Below are 16,822 nucleotides of genomic sequence, written 5' to 3'. Positions count from 1 at the left end.
TTAATTCCGTTTGTCCGGACCGGCGCGACCGTTTTTTCGGGTCCGGCATGCCGGACCCCGGATTCCGGGTGCTAGACTGTCAGACAATAATTGAACGATTGTTTGAATTCATGCGTGAACTGATCCATTTTGCCCATGCCAACAGCTACCCGGCCGGCTGTTACCGCAAGCTGCTGGAGACGCTGGGCCACCAGTACGATATCGCCTGTATCGAGCGCATCGGCCACGACCCGCGCTTTCCGGTCAGTGACAACTGGCCGCATCTGACCGACGAACTGATCCAGTCGGTCGAACGCCTGGGGCGGCCGGTCTATGGCGTGGGTCACTCGCTGGGCGGCGCCCTGACCGTGCTGGCTGCGCTGAAGCGGCCTGAGTTGTTCGCGGGCGTGGTGATCCTCGATTCGCCCATCCTGTCGGGCTGGCGCTCGCGCGGACTGTGGCTGGCCAAGCGGCTGGGCCGGATCGAGCGGGTCACGCCGGCCCATATCGCGCTGGGGCGGCGCGACCAGTTCGACAGCGTCGAGGCAATGCATGCCCACTTCGCCAGAAAGCCGCTGTTCGCCCGCTTCGACCCCGAGGTGCTGGACGACTATGTCCGCTTCGGCAGCGAACCGAGTGGCGACGGTGTCCGGCTGACCTTCCGCCCGGAGGTCGAACACAAGGTGTACTGCACGCTGCCGCATATTTTCCCGCGCATCGCCCGTCCGCTGGCCATGCCGGCGGTGTATCTGGCCGGTGCCGCATCCGATGTCATCGGCCCGGCCGATCTGCGCTTCGTCGAGCGCCGGTTCGGCATGCGCGTCGAACCGGTGCCCGGCAGTCACCTGTTTCCGCTGGAGCTGCCGCAGGGAACCGCCGAGGAGATTCTGCGCGTGCTGGCGGCCATGTCCCGCCAGCCCGGTTAGGCCAGTGCCGGCAACTCGTCCACCAGCAGCCACAGTGCCGTTGCCGCCATCAGCGTCGCCATTACCGTATTGAACACGCGCAGGGCGGCCGGGCTGGACAGCCAGTGGCGCAGCCGGTCGCCGGCCAGCGCCCATACCGCGATGCACGGCAGGTTGATCGCCGCGCAGACCAGGCCCAGCCACAGTGCCGTCGCCGGGTCGTGGCCGTCGCGCGGCATGAACAGGATGGCGGCGTTCAGCACCATGATCCAGGCTTTCGGGTTCACCCACTGGAACAGGGCGGCGCCGAACAGGCTCATCGGCCGGGCGCTGTCGCGCGCTTCCGGGCTGCCGGCGCGCAGGATCTGCCATGACAGCCACAGCAGGTAGACACAGCCGGCGACCGCCAGCGGCAGGCGGACCGAATCCATGCCGGCCAGGATGAAGACCAGCAGCGTGGCGGTCAGCGTGACCTGCACCGCATGGCCGATGCTGACGCCGAAGACGTGCGGCAGGGTACGCTGGAAGCCGAAATTGACTCCCGAGGTGGCCAGCATCAGGTTGTTCGGGCCGGGGGTGATCGACATCACCGCGACATAGCTCAACAGGGCGAAATCCAGCATGGCAGGGATCCTTTGGTAGATGGACACCATGGTAAAAGGCCCCGCCGGATGGTTACAGATCCAGTAATAACGTATTGTATTGGTGCCAATTGCATTTGTTTTCAACTGTAACCCGTGTTTTGCCACCGGATTGTCACCATGAATACGACCGCCACCCCCGACCTGCCGTACTACCTGCGCGTTGCCGACGAACTCGGCGATGCCATCCTGCGCGGGACGCTGGCGCCGGGCAGCCGTCTGCCATCGGTGCGACAGGCGTCGCAAAGCCGGCAGTTGAGCCTGAACACGGTGGTGGCTGCCTACCGCACGCTGGAGGATCGCGGGCTGGTCGAGGCGCGTCCGCAGTCCGGCTACTACGTGCGTGCCCGGCTGCCGTCGCCGCGTGGCGCGCTCGGCTCGCCGGTGGCCGAACCGGCCCGGGCCACCTCGGGCGACGTGCTCGACCTGATCGGGGCGGTACTGGGCGCGCAGCAGCGGCCGGACTTTATCGATCTGGCGCTGGCCTGTCCGCGCGGCGGCGATTTCTACCCGGGCGGCAAGCTCGCCCGCATCCTGTCCGGCCTGCTGCGCCGGCAGCCGGAACTGATCAGCACCTATTCGATGCCGCCGGGGTCGGAACGCCTGCGGCAGCAGATTGCCCGGCGCGGGCTCGACCTCGGCATGACGCTGGCTCCGGACGATATCGTGCTGACGCATGGCTGCATGGAAGGACTGCAACTGGCGTTGCGCGCCGTGACCCGGCCGGGCGGGACGGTCGGGCTGGAGTCGCCCACCTATTTCAATCTGCTGCCGTTGCTGGCCAGTCTCGGACTGAAGGCGGTGGAGATTCCAACCGATCCGCAACACGGCATGTCACTGGATGTGCTGGAGCTGCTGCTGTCGGAAAAGCGGCTGGATGCGGTGGTGGCCATGCCGAACGTGCACAACCCGCTCGGCTTCAGCATGTCGCTGGCGGCCAAGCAGCGGCTGGCGCGGCTGGTCAACGACTACCGGGTGCCGCTGATCGAGGATGCGCTGTATGCCGAGCTGCAGTTCGCGCCGGCGCTGGCCCCGGCGGCCAAGGCGTTCGACCGCAATGGCTGGATCATTGTCTGCGCCAGCTATACCAAGACGCTGGCGCCGGATTTCCGGGTGGGCTGGGTCGAGGGCGGGCGTTTCGCTGCCGACATCCGCCGGCTCAAGTTCAGCTCGTCGGTCGCGGAACCGGCCGTGCTGGCGGAAACGATCGGACTGTTTCTGGAGTCCGGCGGCTACGACCATCACCTGCGCAATCTGCGCCGGCGCTACGCCGATCAGGTCGAGCGGCTGCGTGGCATGGTCGGCGAATTCTTCCCGGCCGGCACGCGGGCCACGTCGCCGAGCGGCGGTTTTCTGGTGTGGGTGGCGCTGCCGGAGCAGGTGGATACCGTGGCGCTGTGCCACGCGGCGCTGGCCGAACGCATCAGCGTCATGCCGGGCACGATGTACTCGCCGTCCGGCCGCTACGCGAATGCGATGCGGCTGTCGTGCTGCTATCCGCTCGACGCCCGCTACAGCGCCGCGCTGGCGCGGGTTGGCGAGCTGGCAAAGCAGCAACTGGGCTGAGCGTCAGCGCGGCGGGGCGTCGTCCCTGGGCTTCAGCGCCGCCATTGCCGCCTTCTGCATTTCCAGCGCCTTGATCTGCATCGACAGCATGCCCATGCTCATGGTCAGCCAGTTTTCGATCACGCGCAGTTCACCGATCTTGCGTTCGATTTCCTCCTCGCTCAGCGGGGGCATGAACGGCTGCATCGGGCTGCCGCCCTGCGGCCAGAACTGGCGCAGGAAGGCAAACGGATCGGACGGATTGAAATCGGCGCTCATGACGGCTCCAGGCAGTTTGAACCAAAGAAAAACGGGCAACCCGCAAGGGGTTGCCCGTTCAGTATAGCCCTGGTGCCGGCCGGCGAGGATTACGCCTGTTCGATCGCCCCGACGGCGGCGATGGCCACCATGTTCAGGATGCGGCGGACCGACGAGATCGGCGTCACGATGTGGACCGACTTCGACAGACCCATCAGGATCGGGCCGATGGTCACGCCGTCGGAAGCCGACACGCGCAGCAGGTTGTAGCTGATGTTGGCGGACTCGACGTTCGGCATCACCAGCAGGTTGGCGCTGCCCTTCAGCGGGCTGTCCGGCATGGCCTGGGCACGGATGTGCTCGACCAGAGCGGCATCACCCTGCATTTCGCCGTCGACTTCCAGGTCCGGCTGGCGTTCGCGGATCAGGTCCAGCGCGTCGCGCATGGTCTGGGCCGAGCACAGGGTGCCGCTGCCGAAGCTCGAATGCGACAGCAGGGCCACCTTCGGTGCGATGCCGAAGCGGTGCATTGCCTGGGTGGCCATGCGGGTGATGTCGGCGATCTGCTCCGCGCTCGGGGCCGGGTTCACGTAGGTGTCGGTGACGAAGATGTTGCCGGTCGGCAGCAGCAGCGCGTTCATCGCGCCCAGCGTCGGGCAGTCATCGGCCATCGGGATCACCTGACGGATCAGCTCGAGGTGCATCGGGTAGGTGCCGAAGGTACCGCACACCATCGCGTCGGCTTCGCCGCGGCGAACCATCAGCGCGCCGATCAGCGTGGTCTTGCGCGACACTTCGCGACGGGCCAGCTCGTGCGACACGCCCTGGCGCTTCATGATCTCGTAGTACTCGCTCCAGTATTCCTTGAAGCGCGGATCGTTTTCGTTGTTGACCAGCTCGAAGTCGATGCCCGGGCGCAGCTTCAGGCCCAGCTTCTCGATGCGCTGTTCGACCACCGACGGCCGGCCGATCAGGATCGGGAAGGCGAGGCCGGTCGACACGATTTCCTGGGTGGCGTGCAGGATGCGTTCGTCTTCACCCTCGCACAGCACGACGCGCTTCTTGTCCTTCTTGGCCGCGGCGAACACCGGCTTCATGAACAGGTTCGTCTTGTAGACGAACTGGGTCAGCTTCTCGATGTACGCATCCATGTCCTCGATCGGACGGGTGGCGACACCGGAATCCATGGCGGCCTGGGCGACGGCCGGCGCGATCTTGATGATCAGGCGCGGGTCGAACGGCTTCGGAATCAGGTATTCCGGGCCGAAGCTCAGTTCCTGGTTTTCGTAGGCGCTGGCGACCACGTCGTTCTGCTCGGCCATGGCCAGATCGGCAATGGCACGCACGCAGGCGAGCTTCATTTCCTCGTTGATCGTCGTCGCGCCGACGTCGAGCGCGCCGCGGAAGATGAACGGGAAGCAGAGTACGTTGTTGACCTGGTTCGGGAAGTCCGAACGGCCGGTGCAGATGATGGCGTCCGGGCGGGCTTCCTTCGCCAGCGGCGGCAGGATTTCCGGTTCCGGGTTGGCCAGGGCCAGGATCAGCGGATGCGCGGCCATGGTCTTGACCATTTCCGGCGACACCAGTCTCGGGCCGGACAGGCCGAGGAAGATGTCGGCATCGACCATCGCGTCGGCCAGCTTGCGCATGCCGTTGTCGTCGATGGCGAAGCGGGCCTTGGACGGATCGAGCTTCTCGTCACGACCCTTGAAGATCACGCCCTTCGAGTCGCAGGCGATGATGTTCTTCGGCTGCAGGCCGAGGGCCACCAGCAGGTCGAGGCAGGCAATGGCGGCGGCACCGGCGCCGGACACCACCAGGCGTACCGAGCCGATGTCCTTGCCGACCACGCGCAGGCCGTTGAGCACGGCAGCAGTGGTGATGATCGCGGTACCGTGCTGGTCGTCGTGGAACACCGGAATGTTCATCTTCTCGCGACACTTCTTCTCGATGTAGAAGCACTCCGGCGCCTTGATGTCTTCAAGGTTGATGCCGCCGAAGGTCGGTTCCAGCGAGGTGATGATGTCGACCAGCTTGTCCGGATCGTGCTCGTCGACTTCGATGTCGAACACGTCGATGCCGGCGAACTTCTTGAACAGGACGCCCTTGCCTTCCATGACCGGCTTGCCGGCGAGTGCGCCGATATTGCCCAGGCCCAGCACGGCCGTGCCGTTGGAGATCACGGCGACGAGGTTGCCACGCGCGGTCAGGGTGTTGGCTTCAGCCGGGTTTTCCACGATGGCGTCGCAAGCGGCGGCGACCCCGGGGGAATAGGCGAGCGCAAGGTCACGCTGAGTGGCGAGCGGCTTGGTCGGCGAGACCTGGATCTTGCCGCCAGTGGGGAAACGGTGATAGTCGAGGGCGCTCTGGCGCAGTTGCTCGTCCATGAAAGACACTCCTGGTTGAGGCTTTTCGGTTGTGAACACGGTGGTATTGTTGTCTGACAAGTTCGCCGCGAGCCGACCATTATAGCCATTCAGCGGCGTGACAAGCCATTGGTATGACCGATTTTGATTTCGGTCACCGGATGGCCAGAAAAACGTCAAATGTCAGATATTGAAAATGCATGAAAGATAACGCACGCGGGCGGCCAGAAAAATGACCGCCCGCGCGCCGGACTGTGCGTCAGCCCCGCCGTGGCGGGGACGGGCAGCGCAGGATCACGACATCATGCCCAGCGTTCTCGGCAGCCACAGCGAGATGGCCGGCACATAGGTGATCAGCACCAGGAAGCCGAGCATGGTCAGCAGCCATGGCCAGACCGCCTTGGTCAGCTCGGTGATGCCCATCTTGGTGATGCCGCTCGCCACGTAGAGGTTCAGCCCCACTGGCGGGTGGCACATGCCGACTTCCATGTTGACCACGATCAGGATGCCGAAGTGGACCGGATCGATGCCGAGGTGCATGGCCATCGGGAACAGGATCGGCGCCATGATCAGCACGATCGACGACGGTTCCATCACGTTGCCCGCCAGCAGCAGCAGCACGTTCACCACCAGCAGGAAGGCGATCGGTCCCATGCCCTGGTTCAGCATCCATTCCGCCATGTTCTGCGGAATCTGCTCGCTGGTCATCAGGAACGAGAACAGCACGGCATTGGTGATGATGTATAGCAGCATCGCCGACATGTTGGCCGAGTCGAGCAGCACTTTCGGCACCTGGCTCAGCTTCATGTCCTTGTACACGAACACCGCGACGAAGAACGCGTACACCGCACTCATGGCCGCGGCCTCGGTCGGCGTGAAGATGCCGGTATAGATGCCGCCGATGACCACCACGATCAGCAGCAGACCCCAGATCGACTCGCGCAGCGCGTGCAGCCGCTGCGATGCCGACGCCTTGGCCAGGCGCGGATAGCCGAACTTGCGGGCACGCCACCAGGTGGTCACGCCGAGCAGCGTGGCCAGCAGCAGGCCCGGGATCACGCCGGCCATGAACAGTTGTCCGACCGAGGTGTTGGTGGCGACCGAATACATCACCATGACGATGGACGGCGGAATCAGGATGCCGAGCGCGCCCGAGGTGGTGATGACACCGGCACCGAAGCGCGGCGGGAAGCCCTGCTTGATCATCGCCGGCAGCAGGATGGAGCCGATGGCGACCACGGTTGCCGGCGACGAGCCGGACACGGCGGCGAACAGGGCGCAGGCCAGCACGCCGGCCAGGCCCAGACCGCCATGCCAGTGGCCGACCATGCTGGTGGCGAAGCGGATCATCCGCCGTGCCACACCGCCGTGGGTCAGGAAGTTGCCGGCGAGGATGAAGAACGGAATCGCCATGATTTCGAACTTCTCGATGCCGGTGAACAGCTTCAGCGCCACCGACGTGATCGGCACGTCGGTCATGGTGAACAGGAAGGTCAGTACGGTCAGACCGAGCGAAATCGAGATCGGCATGCCGGTCAGCATCAGCACGATCAGCAAGGTGAAGATAATCAGCGCGCTCACGATTTGTTCTCCTTGTCGTCGTCACGACGCTGCTTGTCCCACGCCTCGTCGGACAGGCCGGCATGGCCGTGTTCGCGTTCTTCGGCGATCTGGATCGCTTCGCCGATGCTGACTTCGTCTTCGTCGTCCATGCCTTCGACATGGCTGTGGTCATGGTGCGGCAGCTCGCCGGTGCGGATGAAGTTCCACGCCACCTGCAGGAAGCGGAAGCACATCAGGTAGGAACCGACCGGGATGGCCAGATAGACGATCCACATCGGCAGTTCCAGGTCGGCCGAGGTCTGTTCGGTGTGGCCGATTTCCCAGACAAAGTCCGCGCCCAGCGTGCCGACGGTGGCGGTGAACAGCGCACCGGCCATCAGGCCGAAGATCACGAATTTGTTGCGGTTCGGCGTGGACAGCTTGTTGATCAGCACATCGACGCCGACGTGGATGCCGGTACGCACGCCATAGGCGGCACCGAACTTGGCCATCCACACGAACATGTAGATGCAGAGTTCCTGCGCCCAGCTGAGATGAATGTGGGTGAGATAGGGCTGCAACGCATCGATACCCATGCCGTAGCGGTGTACCACCGCGACGAAAATGAGCAGGGTTGCGGCCCCCATGAGAAAGGCGATCAGCCATTCCTCAAGGTGGTCGAGAAATTTGAGCATGACGGTATCCGGTCGCAGATCACTGCGAAGAGCGGGTATCGGAGGACGCCGGCGCCCGCGGCGGGACGGAAAACCGTCCGCCGTTCGTGTAGGGGCGCCGGGGCAGGGGGCTTACTGCGCCGGGTTGAAGCCGGTGTCCTTGTAGATCGCCTTGATCAGGTCCGGACCGATGCGGTCGGACATCTTCTGATGCACCGGCACCAGCGCCTTCTTGAACGCGGCACGTTCGGCCGGCGTCGGCGTGTAGACCTGGGTCTTGCCGCTGGCCTTGACCCGCGCCAGGTCGTCGTTGTTTTCCTTCTCGGCGATCTGGTTCGCGTAGGTGGTGGCATCACGCATCGCGCCTTCCAGCGTGGTGCGCACGTCGCCCGGCAGGCCGTCCCAGAACTTCTTGTTCACGATCACCGCATAGCCGAGGTAGCCGTGGTTGGTCAGGGTCAGGTTCTTCTGCACTTCGTGCATCTTCTGGGTGTAGAAATTCGAGATCGGGTTCTCGGTGCCGTCGACCACGCCGGTCTGCAGCGCCTGGTACACCTCGGAGAACGCCATCACCTGCGGCATGGCGCCGAGGGCGCGGACTTCTTCTTCCAGCACCTTGGACGACTGGATGCGCAGCTTCAGGCCCTTCATGTCGGCCGGCGTCTTCATCGGGCGGTTGGACGAGAAGCTCTTGAAGCCGTTGTCCCAGAATGCCAGGCCCTTGATGCCCTTGGGTTCCAGCTTGGCCAGCAGCTGCTTGCCGATCGGGCCCTGGGTCACTTTGTGCAGGTCGTTGTAGTCGTCAAAGATGTACGGCAGGTCGAACACCTCGAACTCCTTGGCGCCCAGCGGGCCGAACTTGGCCAGCGACGGGGCCAGCATCTGCACCGCGCCCAGCTGCAGCGCCTCGAGCTCTTCCTTGTCCTTGTACAGCTGGCTGTTCGGGTAGACCTGGACCTTGACCTTGCCCTTGGTGCGTTCTTCGGCCAGCTTCTTGAAGTACTCGGCAGCCTTGCCCTTCGGGGTGTTCACGGCCACGACGTGGCTGAACTTGATGACGATTTCGCCGGCGGCGACGGCGGCTTGCGACAGACCGAGGCCGAGCGCGACGGTCAGGGCGGCTAGTTTGAGTTTCATTCCTGTCTCCATAATTTGTAGAACTATCAGGGTGTTGTTGTTGTGTGTCATGCGAGTGTCCTTTTGTCGGACACTGGGCGGAACATAGTGTGCACAAGACCGGATGGCTATTAGGGAATGCCCTAATGGAATAATAATTATGCTTCCGGGCTGGTCGCTGCCGCCCTGCCCGCCGCGGCCGGGCGCGCTACAATTGCCGCCCCGATCACTGAAACGCCGTCCCGTTGCCCCCTGTCTCCGGCGACGCCGGATCAGCCTGTCGCCACCGGCCGGATGGACTCGCCATGCCCCATGCAAGCAATCAGCAGCCTGAAAAGAACAAACCGCGCCGCTGGCGCCCGACGTTCTCGCTGGCCGATTCGCGCGGCGTGGTCTGGTTGCCGACGGCGGCGCTGAGCGTGCTGCTGCTGGTGCTCGGCCTGCTGGGCGCGGCGGTCTGGCGCGACTGGGAAGACGAGCGTCGCGACACGCTGATCCAGGACATCCTGTGGCTGGAACAGGCATTCCGCCTGCGCTTCGACTCGCTGGAAGAGTGGAGCGGCATGATCGGCAGCGAGATTGCCAAGCGCGACATGACGGAAAGCCATTTTTCCGCCGCGGCGAAACTGCTGATCCGGGAAAACCCCGAAATCGCCCGCATCGAGCGGCTGGATACCGACGGTCATGTGCGCTGGCATATCGGCCGCTTTGTCGATGTCCCGCAGCAGGGCGGCGACAAGGGCGGGCGCTACTCGCTGCTCGACACGCTGGACGTGGCACGCCGGCTGACCGAACCAAGCTACAGCGATGTGTACCGGCTGGCCGATCATGAACCGCTGGTCGACCTGGTGGCGCCGATCTATATCGGCAAGCAGTTTGCCGGCGGCATCCGGCTGACCTTCAGCCTCAGCCAGTTGCTGTACCACCAGGTGCCGTGGTGGATCGGGCAGAAATACCAGATCAGTGTGGTCGACCTCGGTGGCGAGGTGCTGGCGACCAAATTCCAGCTGGCCGAGCGGCCCGGCGCGCTGAGCCATGAAATCGAATTCACCCCGCCCGGGCACGGGTTGCGGCTGAAGGCGACCGCCTACCGGGTCGGCGTCGGGATGGCGATGCCGGTGCTTGGCGGCGTGTCCCTGCTGCTGATGGCGCTGCTGGTTGCCAGCCTGTGGAAGATCCGCCTCGACATCAAGACCCGCAACCGGGTCGAGCGTGCGCTGCGGCGCGAAATGGCGCTGCGCAGCGCGATCGAAAACTCGATGAAAAACGGCCTGATCGCGATCGACCTCAGTGGCCGCATCACCCGCGTCAACCGCGCGCTGTGCGACATGCTTGGCGTGCCGGCCGAGATGCTGGTCGGCCAGGCGCCGCCGTATTCCTTCTGGCCGGCCGACCGCCAGGCTGACCTGGACGAGATGCTGACCCGCATCGCCGAGGACCGCATCCCCAGCCTGGGCTTCGAGCTGCTGTTCGAGCGGCGCAATGGCGGACGTTTCGACGTGCGGCTGTACCTGACGCCACTGGTGGACGAGGGCGGCCGGCAGACCGGCTGGCTGGCGAGCTTCTATGACATCACCGAACACAAGCGCAAGCGGATGGCGGTGGCCGCGGCGCAGGAACGGCTGGCGACGGTGCTCAACGGGCTGGATGCGCCGGTGTGCGTCAGCCGCTGCGTCGACCGGCAACTGCTGTTCTCCAACCGCGCCTTCGAGGAAAACATGGTTCGGGCCGAGCAGGATGCCCCGTTCTGCGTGGTACTGCCGTGGCCGCGCGACACGCGCAACGACGAGGACGTGATCGATTGCGAGCTGACTTTCCCGGGGTCGCCGCGCGTGTACCAGATTCACCGCCGACGCATCGAATGGGTTGATGGCGAGGCGGCATGGCTCGGCATTTATGCCGACATCACTGAATCCAAGCGGCTGGCCGAACGCGAACGCCAGCACGCCGAGAAGCTGCAGAGTACCGCGCGGCTGGTCACCATGGGCGAGATGGCGTCGACGCTGGCGCACGAGATCAACCAGCCGCTGGCGGTCATCGCCACCTATTCGACCGGCTGCCTGAAGAAGATGGACCTGCCCGGTTTCGACCGCGAGCAGTTGCGTGCGCCGCTGGAGAAAATCGCCGAGCAGGCGCGCCGCGCCGGCCAGATCGTTCACGGCATTCGCGGCTTTGTGAAAAAACGGGCACCACAGCTGGCGCCAGTGGACATCAATGCCGTGGTCGAGTCGGTGCTGACGCTGGCCGGGCCGGTGATGCGCGTGCAGGGCGTGCGGCTGGAGGCCTCGCTGTCCGAATGCCGGGCCGCCGACGTCGACCGGGTGCTGATCGAGCAGGTGCTGCTGAACCTGGTCAACAACGCGGTCGAGGCGATGCGCGATGCCGGCATCGCCAAGCCGATGCTGTCGATCTGCACCCGCGAGGCCGGCAGCATGGTCGAGGTCGAGGTGACCGACAACGGCCCGGGTATCGCGCCGGAACTGGCCGAGCAGCTGTTCATGCCGTTCTTTACCACCAAGGCCGAGGGCATGGGCATCGGCCTGAACATCTGCCGTTCGGTGATCGAGTACCACCGCGGCGAGTTCGAACTGGAGCCGGCTCCGGGCGGCGGCTGTCGCTTCCGCTTCCGCCTGCCGGTAAGGCTGGAAACGGCTGGGGTGGTTTGAGGCGGGGCGTGGCGGGAAAGCCTCGGGAGTGGGATAGACAAGAGAAACCGGTGATCCCCAAAAGCCCCTCGCAAGAGGGGCTTTTGTTATCGGTAAAAGTGTGGTTAATTCCGCGCCCGTCCCTGCCGTCATCGCAGTAGCCGGTGACTGCAAACGCCCCCTCCGGCAGAACAGATGAAGCCAAAGCGACGGATGGCGGTATAATCGCCGGCTTCTCTGGCCATCCGTACGAATCCGACCTCCGCGATGATTCGCAAATTTATCAGTCGTGTGCTCCGCCTGCCGGGCAAATCCCGTGGTGCGGCACGCGCCAAGATCATCCCGTTCGCCCAGCACGGTATCCGGCGCGACGAGCTCAGCCCGTCCGCGCTAAAAGTCACTACGCGACTGCAGGAGGCGGGTTTCGACGCCTTCGTGGTTGGCGGCGCGGTCCGCGATCTGCTGATCGGCCATGAACCGAAGGACTTCGACGTCGCCACCAACGCGACGCCGGAAGAAGTGCACCGGCTGTTCCGCCGTTCGCGCATCATCGGTCGCCGTTTCCGCATCGTTCACGTGGTGTTCGGTCGGGACGAGGTGATCGAGGTCACCACGTTCCGCGGCGACGGCAGCGATCTGGAGACCACCGAGTCCGGGCGCATCGTCTCCGACAATACCTATGGCAGCATGGCCGAGGATGCGCGGCGTCGCGACTTCACCGCCAATGCGCTGTACTACAACACCGCCGACGAAACCATTCACGACTATCACCATGGCGTGCGCGATGTCGAAGCGCGCAAGCTGGTGATGATCGGCCCGCCGATCGAGCGCTACAAGGAAGACCCGGTGCGCATGCTGCGCGCGGTGCGTCTGGCGGCCAAGCTCGGCTTCTCGATCGACGAGGCGACCCGCAAGCCGATCGGCCATCTGGCCGGACTGCTGAAGGACGTGGCGTCGGCGCGGCTGTTCGACGAAATGCTGAAGATGCTGCATTCCGGCGCCAGCTGGGCCTGTCTGACCCGCCTGCGCGCCGAAGGGCTGCACAAGGGGCTGTTTCCGCTGCTGGACGCGATCATCGACCAGCCGGGCGGCGAGGACTTCGTCAAGCTGGCGCTGGCACAGACCGATCGCCGGCTGATGGAAGGCAAGGGCATTTCCGACGGCTTCCTGTTTGCCGCGCTGCTGTGGAGCAATGTCAACGCCGAGTGGCAGCGTCGTCTCGATACCGGTGAAAAATCCATTCCGGCCCTGCTCGATGCGATGGACACGGTCGAAGCCAGGCTCGGTGACCGGCTGGCCATCCCGCGCCGCTTCCTGGCGACCATGCGCGAGATCTGGGTGCTGCAGCCGCGTTTCGAGATCCGCAACGGTTCGCGTCCCTACCGCCTGCTGGAACAGCCGCGCTTCCGCGCCGGCTACGACTTCCTGTGCCTGCGCGCCGAAGTCGGCGAGGTGCCGAAGGCGCTGGCCGAGTGGTGGGAGCACTTCCAGTTTGCCGATGGCGACCGTCGCGAATCAATGATGGTCACCGACGAACCGTCACAGGACCCGGCGCGCAAGAAGCGCCGCCGCCGGCGCAAGAAGCCGGCCGGCGATACGCCGGGCGTGGACGCATGACACTGGCTGCCGTGGCGCTGGGGGCCAACCTCGGCGACGCCGCTGCGACCGTGAACGAAGCGTTCGCGCGGCTGGACCTGCTGCCGGCGACCCGGGTGATCGCCCGCTCGCCGCGCTATCGCACCGCACCGGTCGGCTATGCCGGGCAACCGGATTTCATCAACGCCGCCGCGCTGGTCGAGACCACGCTGGACGCCGATGCGCTGCTGGCCGCGCTGCTGGAGATCGAAAGCGACTGCGGCCGGGTGCGCACCTTCCGCAATGCGCCACGCACGCTGGATCTGGATCTGCTGACCTGGGGCGAACTCGTGCGCGATGACCGGGCGCTGACGCTGCCGCACCCGCGCATGCACGAGCGTGCCTTCGTGCTGGCGCCGCTGGCCGACATCGCCCCGGACCTGTCCGTGCCCGGCCGCGGCCGGGTGGCCGAGCTGCTGTCCGTCCTGGATTGCAGCGGTGTGGAACGTATTGATTGACCGGCAGTCAGCCAGCAGGAAGTTGTCTGCATTCCGGCGGTCGTTCGGCCGGTAAATGACGCTATCATGCCCGGGCCCCGTCGTCGTTGCGGCGGCCGGGTGAACCGCCCAGGGAGAATCATGTCGCCATACCGTTATATTGCCGTCGAAGGCCCTATCGGCGCCGGCAAGACCACGCTTGCCCGCCGCCTGGCCGCACACTGGCAGGCCCGCCTGCTCGAAGAGGTGATCGACGACAACCCGTTCCTGCCGCGCTTCTACCAGGACCGCAAGCACTACGCGCTGCACACCCAGTTGCAGTTCCTGTTGCAGCGGGAAGAGCAGCGCCGCCAGCTGATGGATACCGTCAGCGAGCACCCGGTGGTTGCCGATTACTGCTTCGACAAGGAATTCCTGTTCGCGCAGCTGAACCTCGAGGGCGATGAACTGGCGCTGTATCGTGCATTGCAGCGTAAAGTCCTGCCAGAGTATCCTTTGCCGGATCTGCTGATCGCGCTGGAAGTGTCGCCGGATACGGCGGCCAGACGCATTGCCGAGCGCGGTCTGGCATACGAGTACAACTTTCCGGATGGTTACCTGCGCCGTGTCGCCGAAGCGTATAACGAATTTTTCCATCACTTCGACGGCGCGCCCGTGCTGATCGTCAATACCGACAATCTCAACCTTGTCGACAGTGACGAGGATTTCGAACTGCTGTTGCGCTGTATCACCGACATGCAGGGAACCCGCAGCTACTTCAACAAGGGCGCCGGCGCCTAGGCCCTCCGTCACCAGGATACATACACCCGATGAAAGTCACCGTAAGCACATTGGCCCGCCTGAAGGCCGATGGCCAGAAGATCACCATGCTCACCTGTTATGACGCGAGCTTTGCCGCGCTGATGGATGCAGCCGGGGTCGAAATCCTGCTGATCGGCGATTCGCTGGGCATGGTCGTTCAGGGCCATGACTCGACGCTGCCGGTCAGTCTCGACGACATGATCTACCACACCCGTGCGGTCGCGCGCGGGGCGAAGAATGCACTGGTGCTGGCCGACCTGCCGTTCGGCAGCTACCAGACCTCGCCGGCGCAGGCGTTCGACAGCTCGGTCCGGCTGATGGCGGCCGGGGCGCACATGGTCAAGCTCGAGGGCGGTACGGGCATGGCCGATACCGTGCGCTTCCTGGTCGAGCGCGGCGTGCCGGTCTGCGCGCATATCGGGCTGACGCCGCAGTCGGTCAATGTGTTTGGTGGCTACAAGGTTCAGGGCAAGACCGAAGAAGGCGCTGCCGTGCAACTGGCTGCCGCCCGTGCGCTGGCGGATGCCGGCGCCGCACTGGTGCTGATGGAGGCCGTGCCGGCCGCCCTGGCGCGCCAGGTGACCGAAGCGCTGTCGGTGCCGACCATCGGTATTGGCGCCGGTGTCGACGTCGACGGCCAGGTGCTGGTCATGCACGACATGCTCGGCGCCTTCCCGGGCAAGAAGGCCCGTTTCGTCAAGAATTTCATGCAGGAGGCCGGCAGCATCGCCGGTGCCTTCGAAGCGTATGTCAAGGCAGTGAAGACTGGCGCCTTCCCTGGCGAAGAGCACAGTTTCTGACCTGATTCCCCGACCGGCGCCGTTCGCGGCGCCAGCCCGTTCCCCCCGTTGACCGGGATACCTTTTTCTCAGAACTATGGACATCATCCGCACCATTTCCGATCTGCGCGCCTGGCGCAAGACGGCCGGCCGCCTCGCGCTCGTGCCGACCATGGGTAATCTGCACGAAGGCCATCTGGCGCTGGTGCACGAAGCGAAGAAGCGCGCCGAGCGTGTCGTGGTCAGCATCTTCGTCAACCGCATCCAGTTCGGCCAGGGCGAGGATTTCGACAGTTATCCGCGCACCTTCGAAGCCGACCGTGCCAGGCTCGAACAGGCCGGGGTCGACGCGCTGTTCCTGCCGGACGAACGCGAGCTGTATCCGCGTATCCGCCAGGACTACAACGTCGAGCCGCCGCATATCCAGAACGAGCTGTGCGGCGCATTCCGCCCCGGGCATTTCCGGGGCGTGGCGACCGTGGTCAGCAAGCTGTTCAATATCGTGCAGCCGGACGTCGCCTGCTTCGGCAAGAAGGACTTCCAGCAACTGCACGTGATCAAGTCGATGGTCGAAGACCTGAACATCCCGGTCGAGATCGTGCCGGTGGACACCGGCCGTGCCGACGACGGCCTTGCGCTGTCGTCGCGCAATGGCTACCTGTCCGCCGCCGAACGCGCCGAGGCGCCGCGACTGCAGCGTGAACTGGCGCGCATCCGCGACAGCCTGATCGACGGTGACAACGACTATGCCGGGCTGGAGCAGGCGGCACGCGCAACGCTGGAACAGCATGGCTGGCAGGTCGACTACGTCGAAATCCGCCAGGCCGACACGCTGGAACTGGCCCATGCCGGCGAAAAACGGCTGGTGGTGCTGGCTGCCGCGCGTCAGGGCAAGACCAGGCTGATCGACAATATTGAAATTCATCGCTAGCGGACACGTCGTCCGCGAACACCGGCAGGAACCAGCATGCAACGCATTATTCTGAAGTCCAAGCTGCACCGGGTCAGCGTGACCCAGTGCGAACTGCACTATATCGGCTCGTGCGCGATCGACGAGGATCTGCTCGAAGCCGCGGACATCCGCGAGTACGAAGAAATCCAGATCTGGAACGTCAACAACGGCGAACGGTTCGCAACCTACGCCATCCGCGGCGAACGAGGCAGCGGCATGATCTCGGTCAACGGCTCGGCCGCCCGGCGTGCGGCAGTCGGCGACCTGCTGATCATTGCCAGCTACGGCATGTTCGAGGACGCCGAACTGGCGGCGCACAAACCCCGTCTGGTTCATGTCGACGAACGGAACCGGATCGTCGAATTGCCTGACGGCATCCCGGTCCAGGCGGCGGAATAACGCCGGCAGACGCCTTGTTGAAACCGTGAGTGTGGTTGTCGTACGTCATAAGATGTCAGCTTTAGCAGGCAAACCGGCGTAACACGGCTATACTCGCGGCCAATCCGTTTCATCAGATTTGTTTGATTCATGTCCCAACAACATAATC

15 protein-coding genes are annotated in these 16,822 nt (G+C 64.6%); 9 read left to right on the top strand and 6 right to left on the bottom strand.

The genetic code is table 11. The features are described 5' to 3' along the window. The first annotated feature begins 110 nt into the window (after positions 1 to 110). Entirely contained in the window at positions 111 to 905 is a 795-nt protein-coding gene (locus DFO50_RS06215) for an alpha/beta fold hydrolase (protein ID WP_028498241.1), read from the top strand. Here DFO50_RS06215 and DFO50_RS06210 read toward each other — a convergent pair. Then, positions 902 to 1,507 carry a LysE family translocator gene (locus tag DFO50_RS06210; protein WP_107888521.1) on the bottom strand — a complete coding sequence of 202 codons (606 nt, stop codon included), beginning with the start codon at positions 1,505 to 1,507 and terminating at the stop codon, positions 902 to 904. The genes DFO50_RS06215 and DFO50_RS06210 overlap by 4 nt on opposite strands. A gap of 138 nt (positions 1,508 to 1,645) precedes the next feature. Between DFO50_RS06210 and DFO50_RS06205 the strand changes: the two genes are divergently transcribed. Next, a complete protein-coding gene (locus DFO50_RS06205) occupies positions 1,646 to 3,091 on the top strand; it encodes a PLP-dependent aminotransferase family protein (protein WP_028498243.1) in 1,446 nt (481 codons plus the stop codon). 3 nt (positions 3,092 to 3,094) lie between these two features. Here the strand turns inward: DFO50_RS06205 and DFO50_RS06200 are convergent, their stop codons facing one another. From DFO50_RS06200 to DFO50_RS06180, 5 genes are all read right to left on the bottom strand, one after another. Further along, positions 3,095 to 3,349: a PhaM family polyhydroxyalkanoate granule multifunctional regulatory protein gene (locus DFO50_RS06200; protein WP_028498244.1), complete on the bottom strand. Its 255-nt coding sequence runs from the start codon at positions 3,347 to 3,349 to the stop codon at positions 3,095 to 3,097. 89 nt (positions 3,350 to 3,438) lie between these two features. Next, positions 3,439 to 5,715, bottom strand: a complete 2,277-nt coding sequence (locus DFO50_RS06195) for an NADP-dependent malic enzyme (RefSeq protein ID WP_028498245.1) — start codon at positions 5,713 to 5,715, stop codon at positions 3,439 to 3,441. 273 nt (positions 5,716 to 5,988) lie between these two features. Further along, positions 5,989 to 7,275: a TRAP transporter large permease gene (locus DFO50_RS06190; protein WP_028498246.1), complete on the bottom strand. Its 1,287-nt coding sequence runs from the start codon at positions 7,273 to 7,275 to the stop codon at positions 5,989 to 5,991. Next, positions 7,272 to 7,931, bottom strand: a complete 660-nt coding sequence (locus DFO50_RS06185) for a TRAP transporter small permease (RefSeq protein ID WP_028498247.1) — start codon at positions 7,929 to 7,931, stop codon at positions 7,272 to 7,274. The genes DFO50_RS06190 and DFO50_RS06185 overlap by 4 nt, the downstream gene beginning before the upstream one ends. Before the next feature lie 111 nt (positions 7,932 to 8,042). Continuing rightward, entirely contained in the window at positions 8,043 to 9,047 is a 1,005-nt protein-coding gene (locus DFO50_RS06180; protein WP_028498248.1) for a TRAP transporter substrate-binding protein, read from the bottom strand. A 284-nt stretch (positions 9,048 to 9,331) separates the two neighbouring features. Between DFO50_RS06180 and DFO50_RS06175 the strand changes: the two genes are divergently transcribed. The 7 genes from DFO50_RS06175 (at position 9,332) to panD (ending at position 16,674) form a co-directional block, all read left to right on the top strand. Then, on the top strand, positions 9,332 to 11,692 hold the full coding sequence (locus DFO50_RS06175) for an ATP-binding protein (protein WP_051528667.1): 2,361 nt from the start codon (positions 9,332 to 9,334) through the stop codon (positions 11,690 to 11,692). Between the two features lie 246 nt (positions 11,693 to 11,938). Then, a complete protein-coding gene (gene pcnB / locus DFO50_RS06170; RefSeq protein ID WP_028498250.1) occupies positions 11,939 to 13,288 on the top strand; it encodes a polynucleotide adenylyltransferase PcnB in 1,350 nt (449 codons plus the stop codon). After that, positions 13,285 to 13,764 (top strand): 2-amino-4-hydroxy-6-hydroxymethyldihydropteridine diphosphokinase, encoded by a 480-nt coding sequence (gene folK / locus DFO50_RS06165; RefSeq protein WP_028498251.1) that lies wholly within the window; start codon positions 13,285 to 13,287, stop codon positions 13,762 to 13,764. Before pcnB ends, folK begins: the two co-directional genes overlap by 4 nt. Positions 13,765 to 13,884: 120 nt before the next feature. After that, positions 13,885 to 14,523, top strand: a complete 639-nt coding sequence (locus DFO50_RS06160; RefSeq protein ID WP_028498252.1) for a deoxynucleoside kinase — start codon at positions 13,885 to 13,887, stop codon at positions 14,521 to 14,523. A 29-nt stretch (positions 14,524 to 14,552) separates the two neighbouring features. Continuing rightward, on the top strand, positions 14,553 to 15,344 hold the full coding sequence (gene panB, locus DFO50_RS06155; RefSeq protein WP_028498253.1) for a 3-methyl-2-oxobutanoate hydroxymethyltransferase: 792 nt from the start codon (positions 14,553 to 14,555) through the stop codon (positions 15,342 to 15,344). 76 nt (positions 15,345 to 15,420) lie between these two features. After that, positions 15,421 to 16,254: a pantoate--beta-alanine ligase gene (gene panC, locus DFO50_RS06150; RefSeq protein WP_107888520.1), complete on the top strand. Its 834-nt coding sequence runs from the start codon at positions 15,421 to 15,423 to the stop codon at positions 16,252 to 16,254. 36 nt (positions 16,255 to 16,290) lie between these two features. Further along, positions 16,291 to 16,674 carry an aspartate 1-decarboxylase gene (panD, locus tag DFO50_RS06145; protein ID WP_028498255.1) on the top strand — a complete coding sequence of 128 codons (384 nt, stop codon included), beginning with the start codon at positions 16,291 to 16,293 and terminating at the stop codon, positions 16,672 to 16,674. The last annotated feature ends 148 nt before the right edge of the window (positions 16,675 to 16,822 follow it).

This window comes from Microvirgula sp. AG722 (assembly GCF_003269145.1).
Classification (GTDB): domain Bacteria; phylum Pseudomonadota; class Gammaproteobacteria; order Burkholderiales; family Aquaspirillaceae; genus Microvirgula; species Microvirgula aerodenitrificans.
This window is presented reverse-complemented; position numbering and strand designations above follow the sequence as displayed.

Coding starts and splice junctions, on each gene's coding strand:
- DFO50_RS06160 (WP_028498252.1), top strand. CDS start 13,885: ATGTCGCCATACCGTTATATTGCCGTCGAAGGCCCTATCGGCGCCGGC.
- panC (WP_107888520.1), top strand. CDS start 15,421: ATGGACATCATCCGCACCATTTCCGATCTGCGCGCCTGGCGCAAGACG.
- DFO50_RS06175 (WP_051528667.1), top strand. CDS start 9,332: ATGCCCCATGCAAGCAATCAGCAGCCTGAAAAGAACAAACCGCGCCGC.
- DFO50_RS06215 (WP_028498241.1), top strand. CDS start 111: ATGCGTGAACTGATCCATTTTGCCCATGCCAACAGCTACCCGGCCGGC.
- panB (WP_028498253.1), top strand. CDS start 14,553: ATGAAAGTCACCGTAAGCACATTGGCCCGCCTGAAGGCCGATGGCCAG.
- panD (WP_028498255.1), top strand. CDS start 16,291: ATGCAACGCATTATTCTGAAGTCCAAGCTGCACCGGGTCAGCGTGACC.
- DFO50_RS06210 (WP_107888521.1), bottom strand. CDS start 1,507: ATGCTGGATTTCGCCCTGTTGAGCTATGTCGCGGTGATGTCGATCACC.
- DFO50_RS06180 (WP_028498248.1), bottom strand. CDS start 9,047: ATGAAACTCAAACTAGCCGCCCTGACCGTCGCGCTCGGCCTCGGTCTG.
- DFO50_RS06200 (WP_028498244.1), bottom strand. CDS start 3,349: ATGAGCGCCGATTTCAATCCGTCCGATCCGTTTGCCTTCCTGCGCCAG.
- DFO50_RS06185 (WP_028498247.1), bottom strand. CDS start 7,931: ATGCTCAAATTTCTCGACCACCTTGAGGAATGGCTGATCGCCTTTCTC.
- DFO50_RS06205 (WP_028498243.1), top strand. CDS start 1,646: ATGAATACGACCGCCACCCCCGACCTGCCGTACTACCTGCGCGTTGCC.
- DFO50_RS06195 (WP_028498245.1), bottom strand. CDS start 5,715: ATGGACGAGCAACTGCGCCAGAGCGCCCTCGACTATCACCGTTTCCCC.
- pcnB (WP_028498250.1), top strand. CDS start 11,939: ATGATTCGCAAATTTATCAGTCGTGTGCTCCGCCTGCCGGGCAAATCC.
- folK (WP_028498251.1), top strand. CDS start 13,285: ATGACACTGGCTGCCGTGGCGCTGGGGGCCAACCTCGGCGACGCCGCT.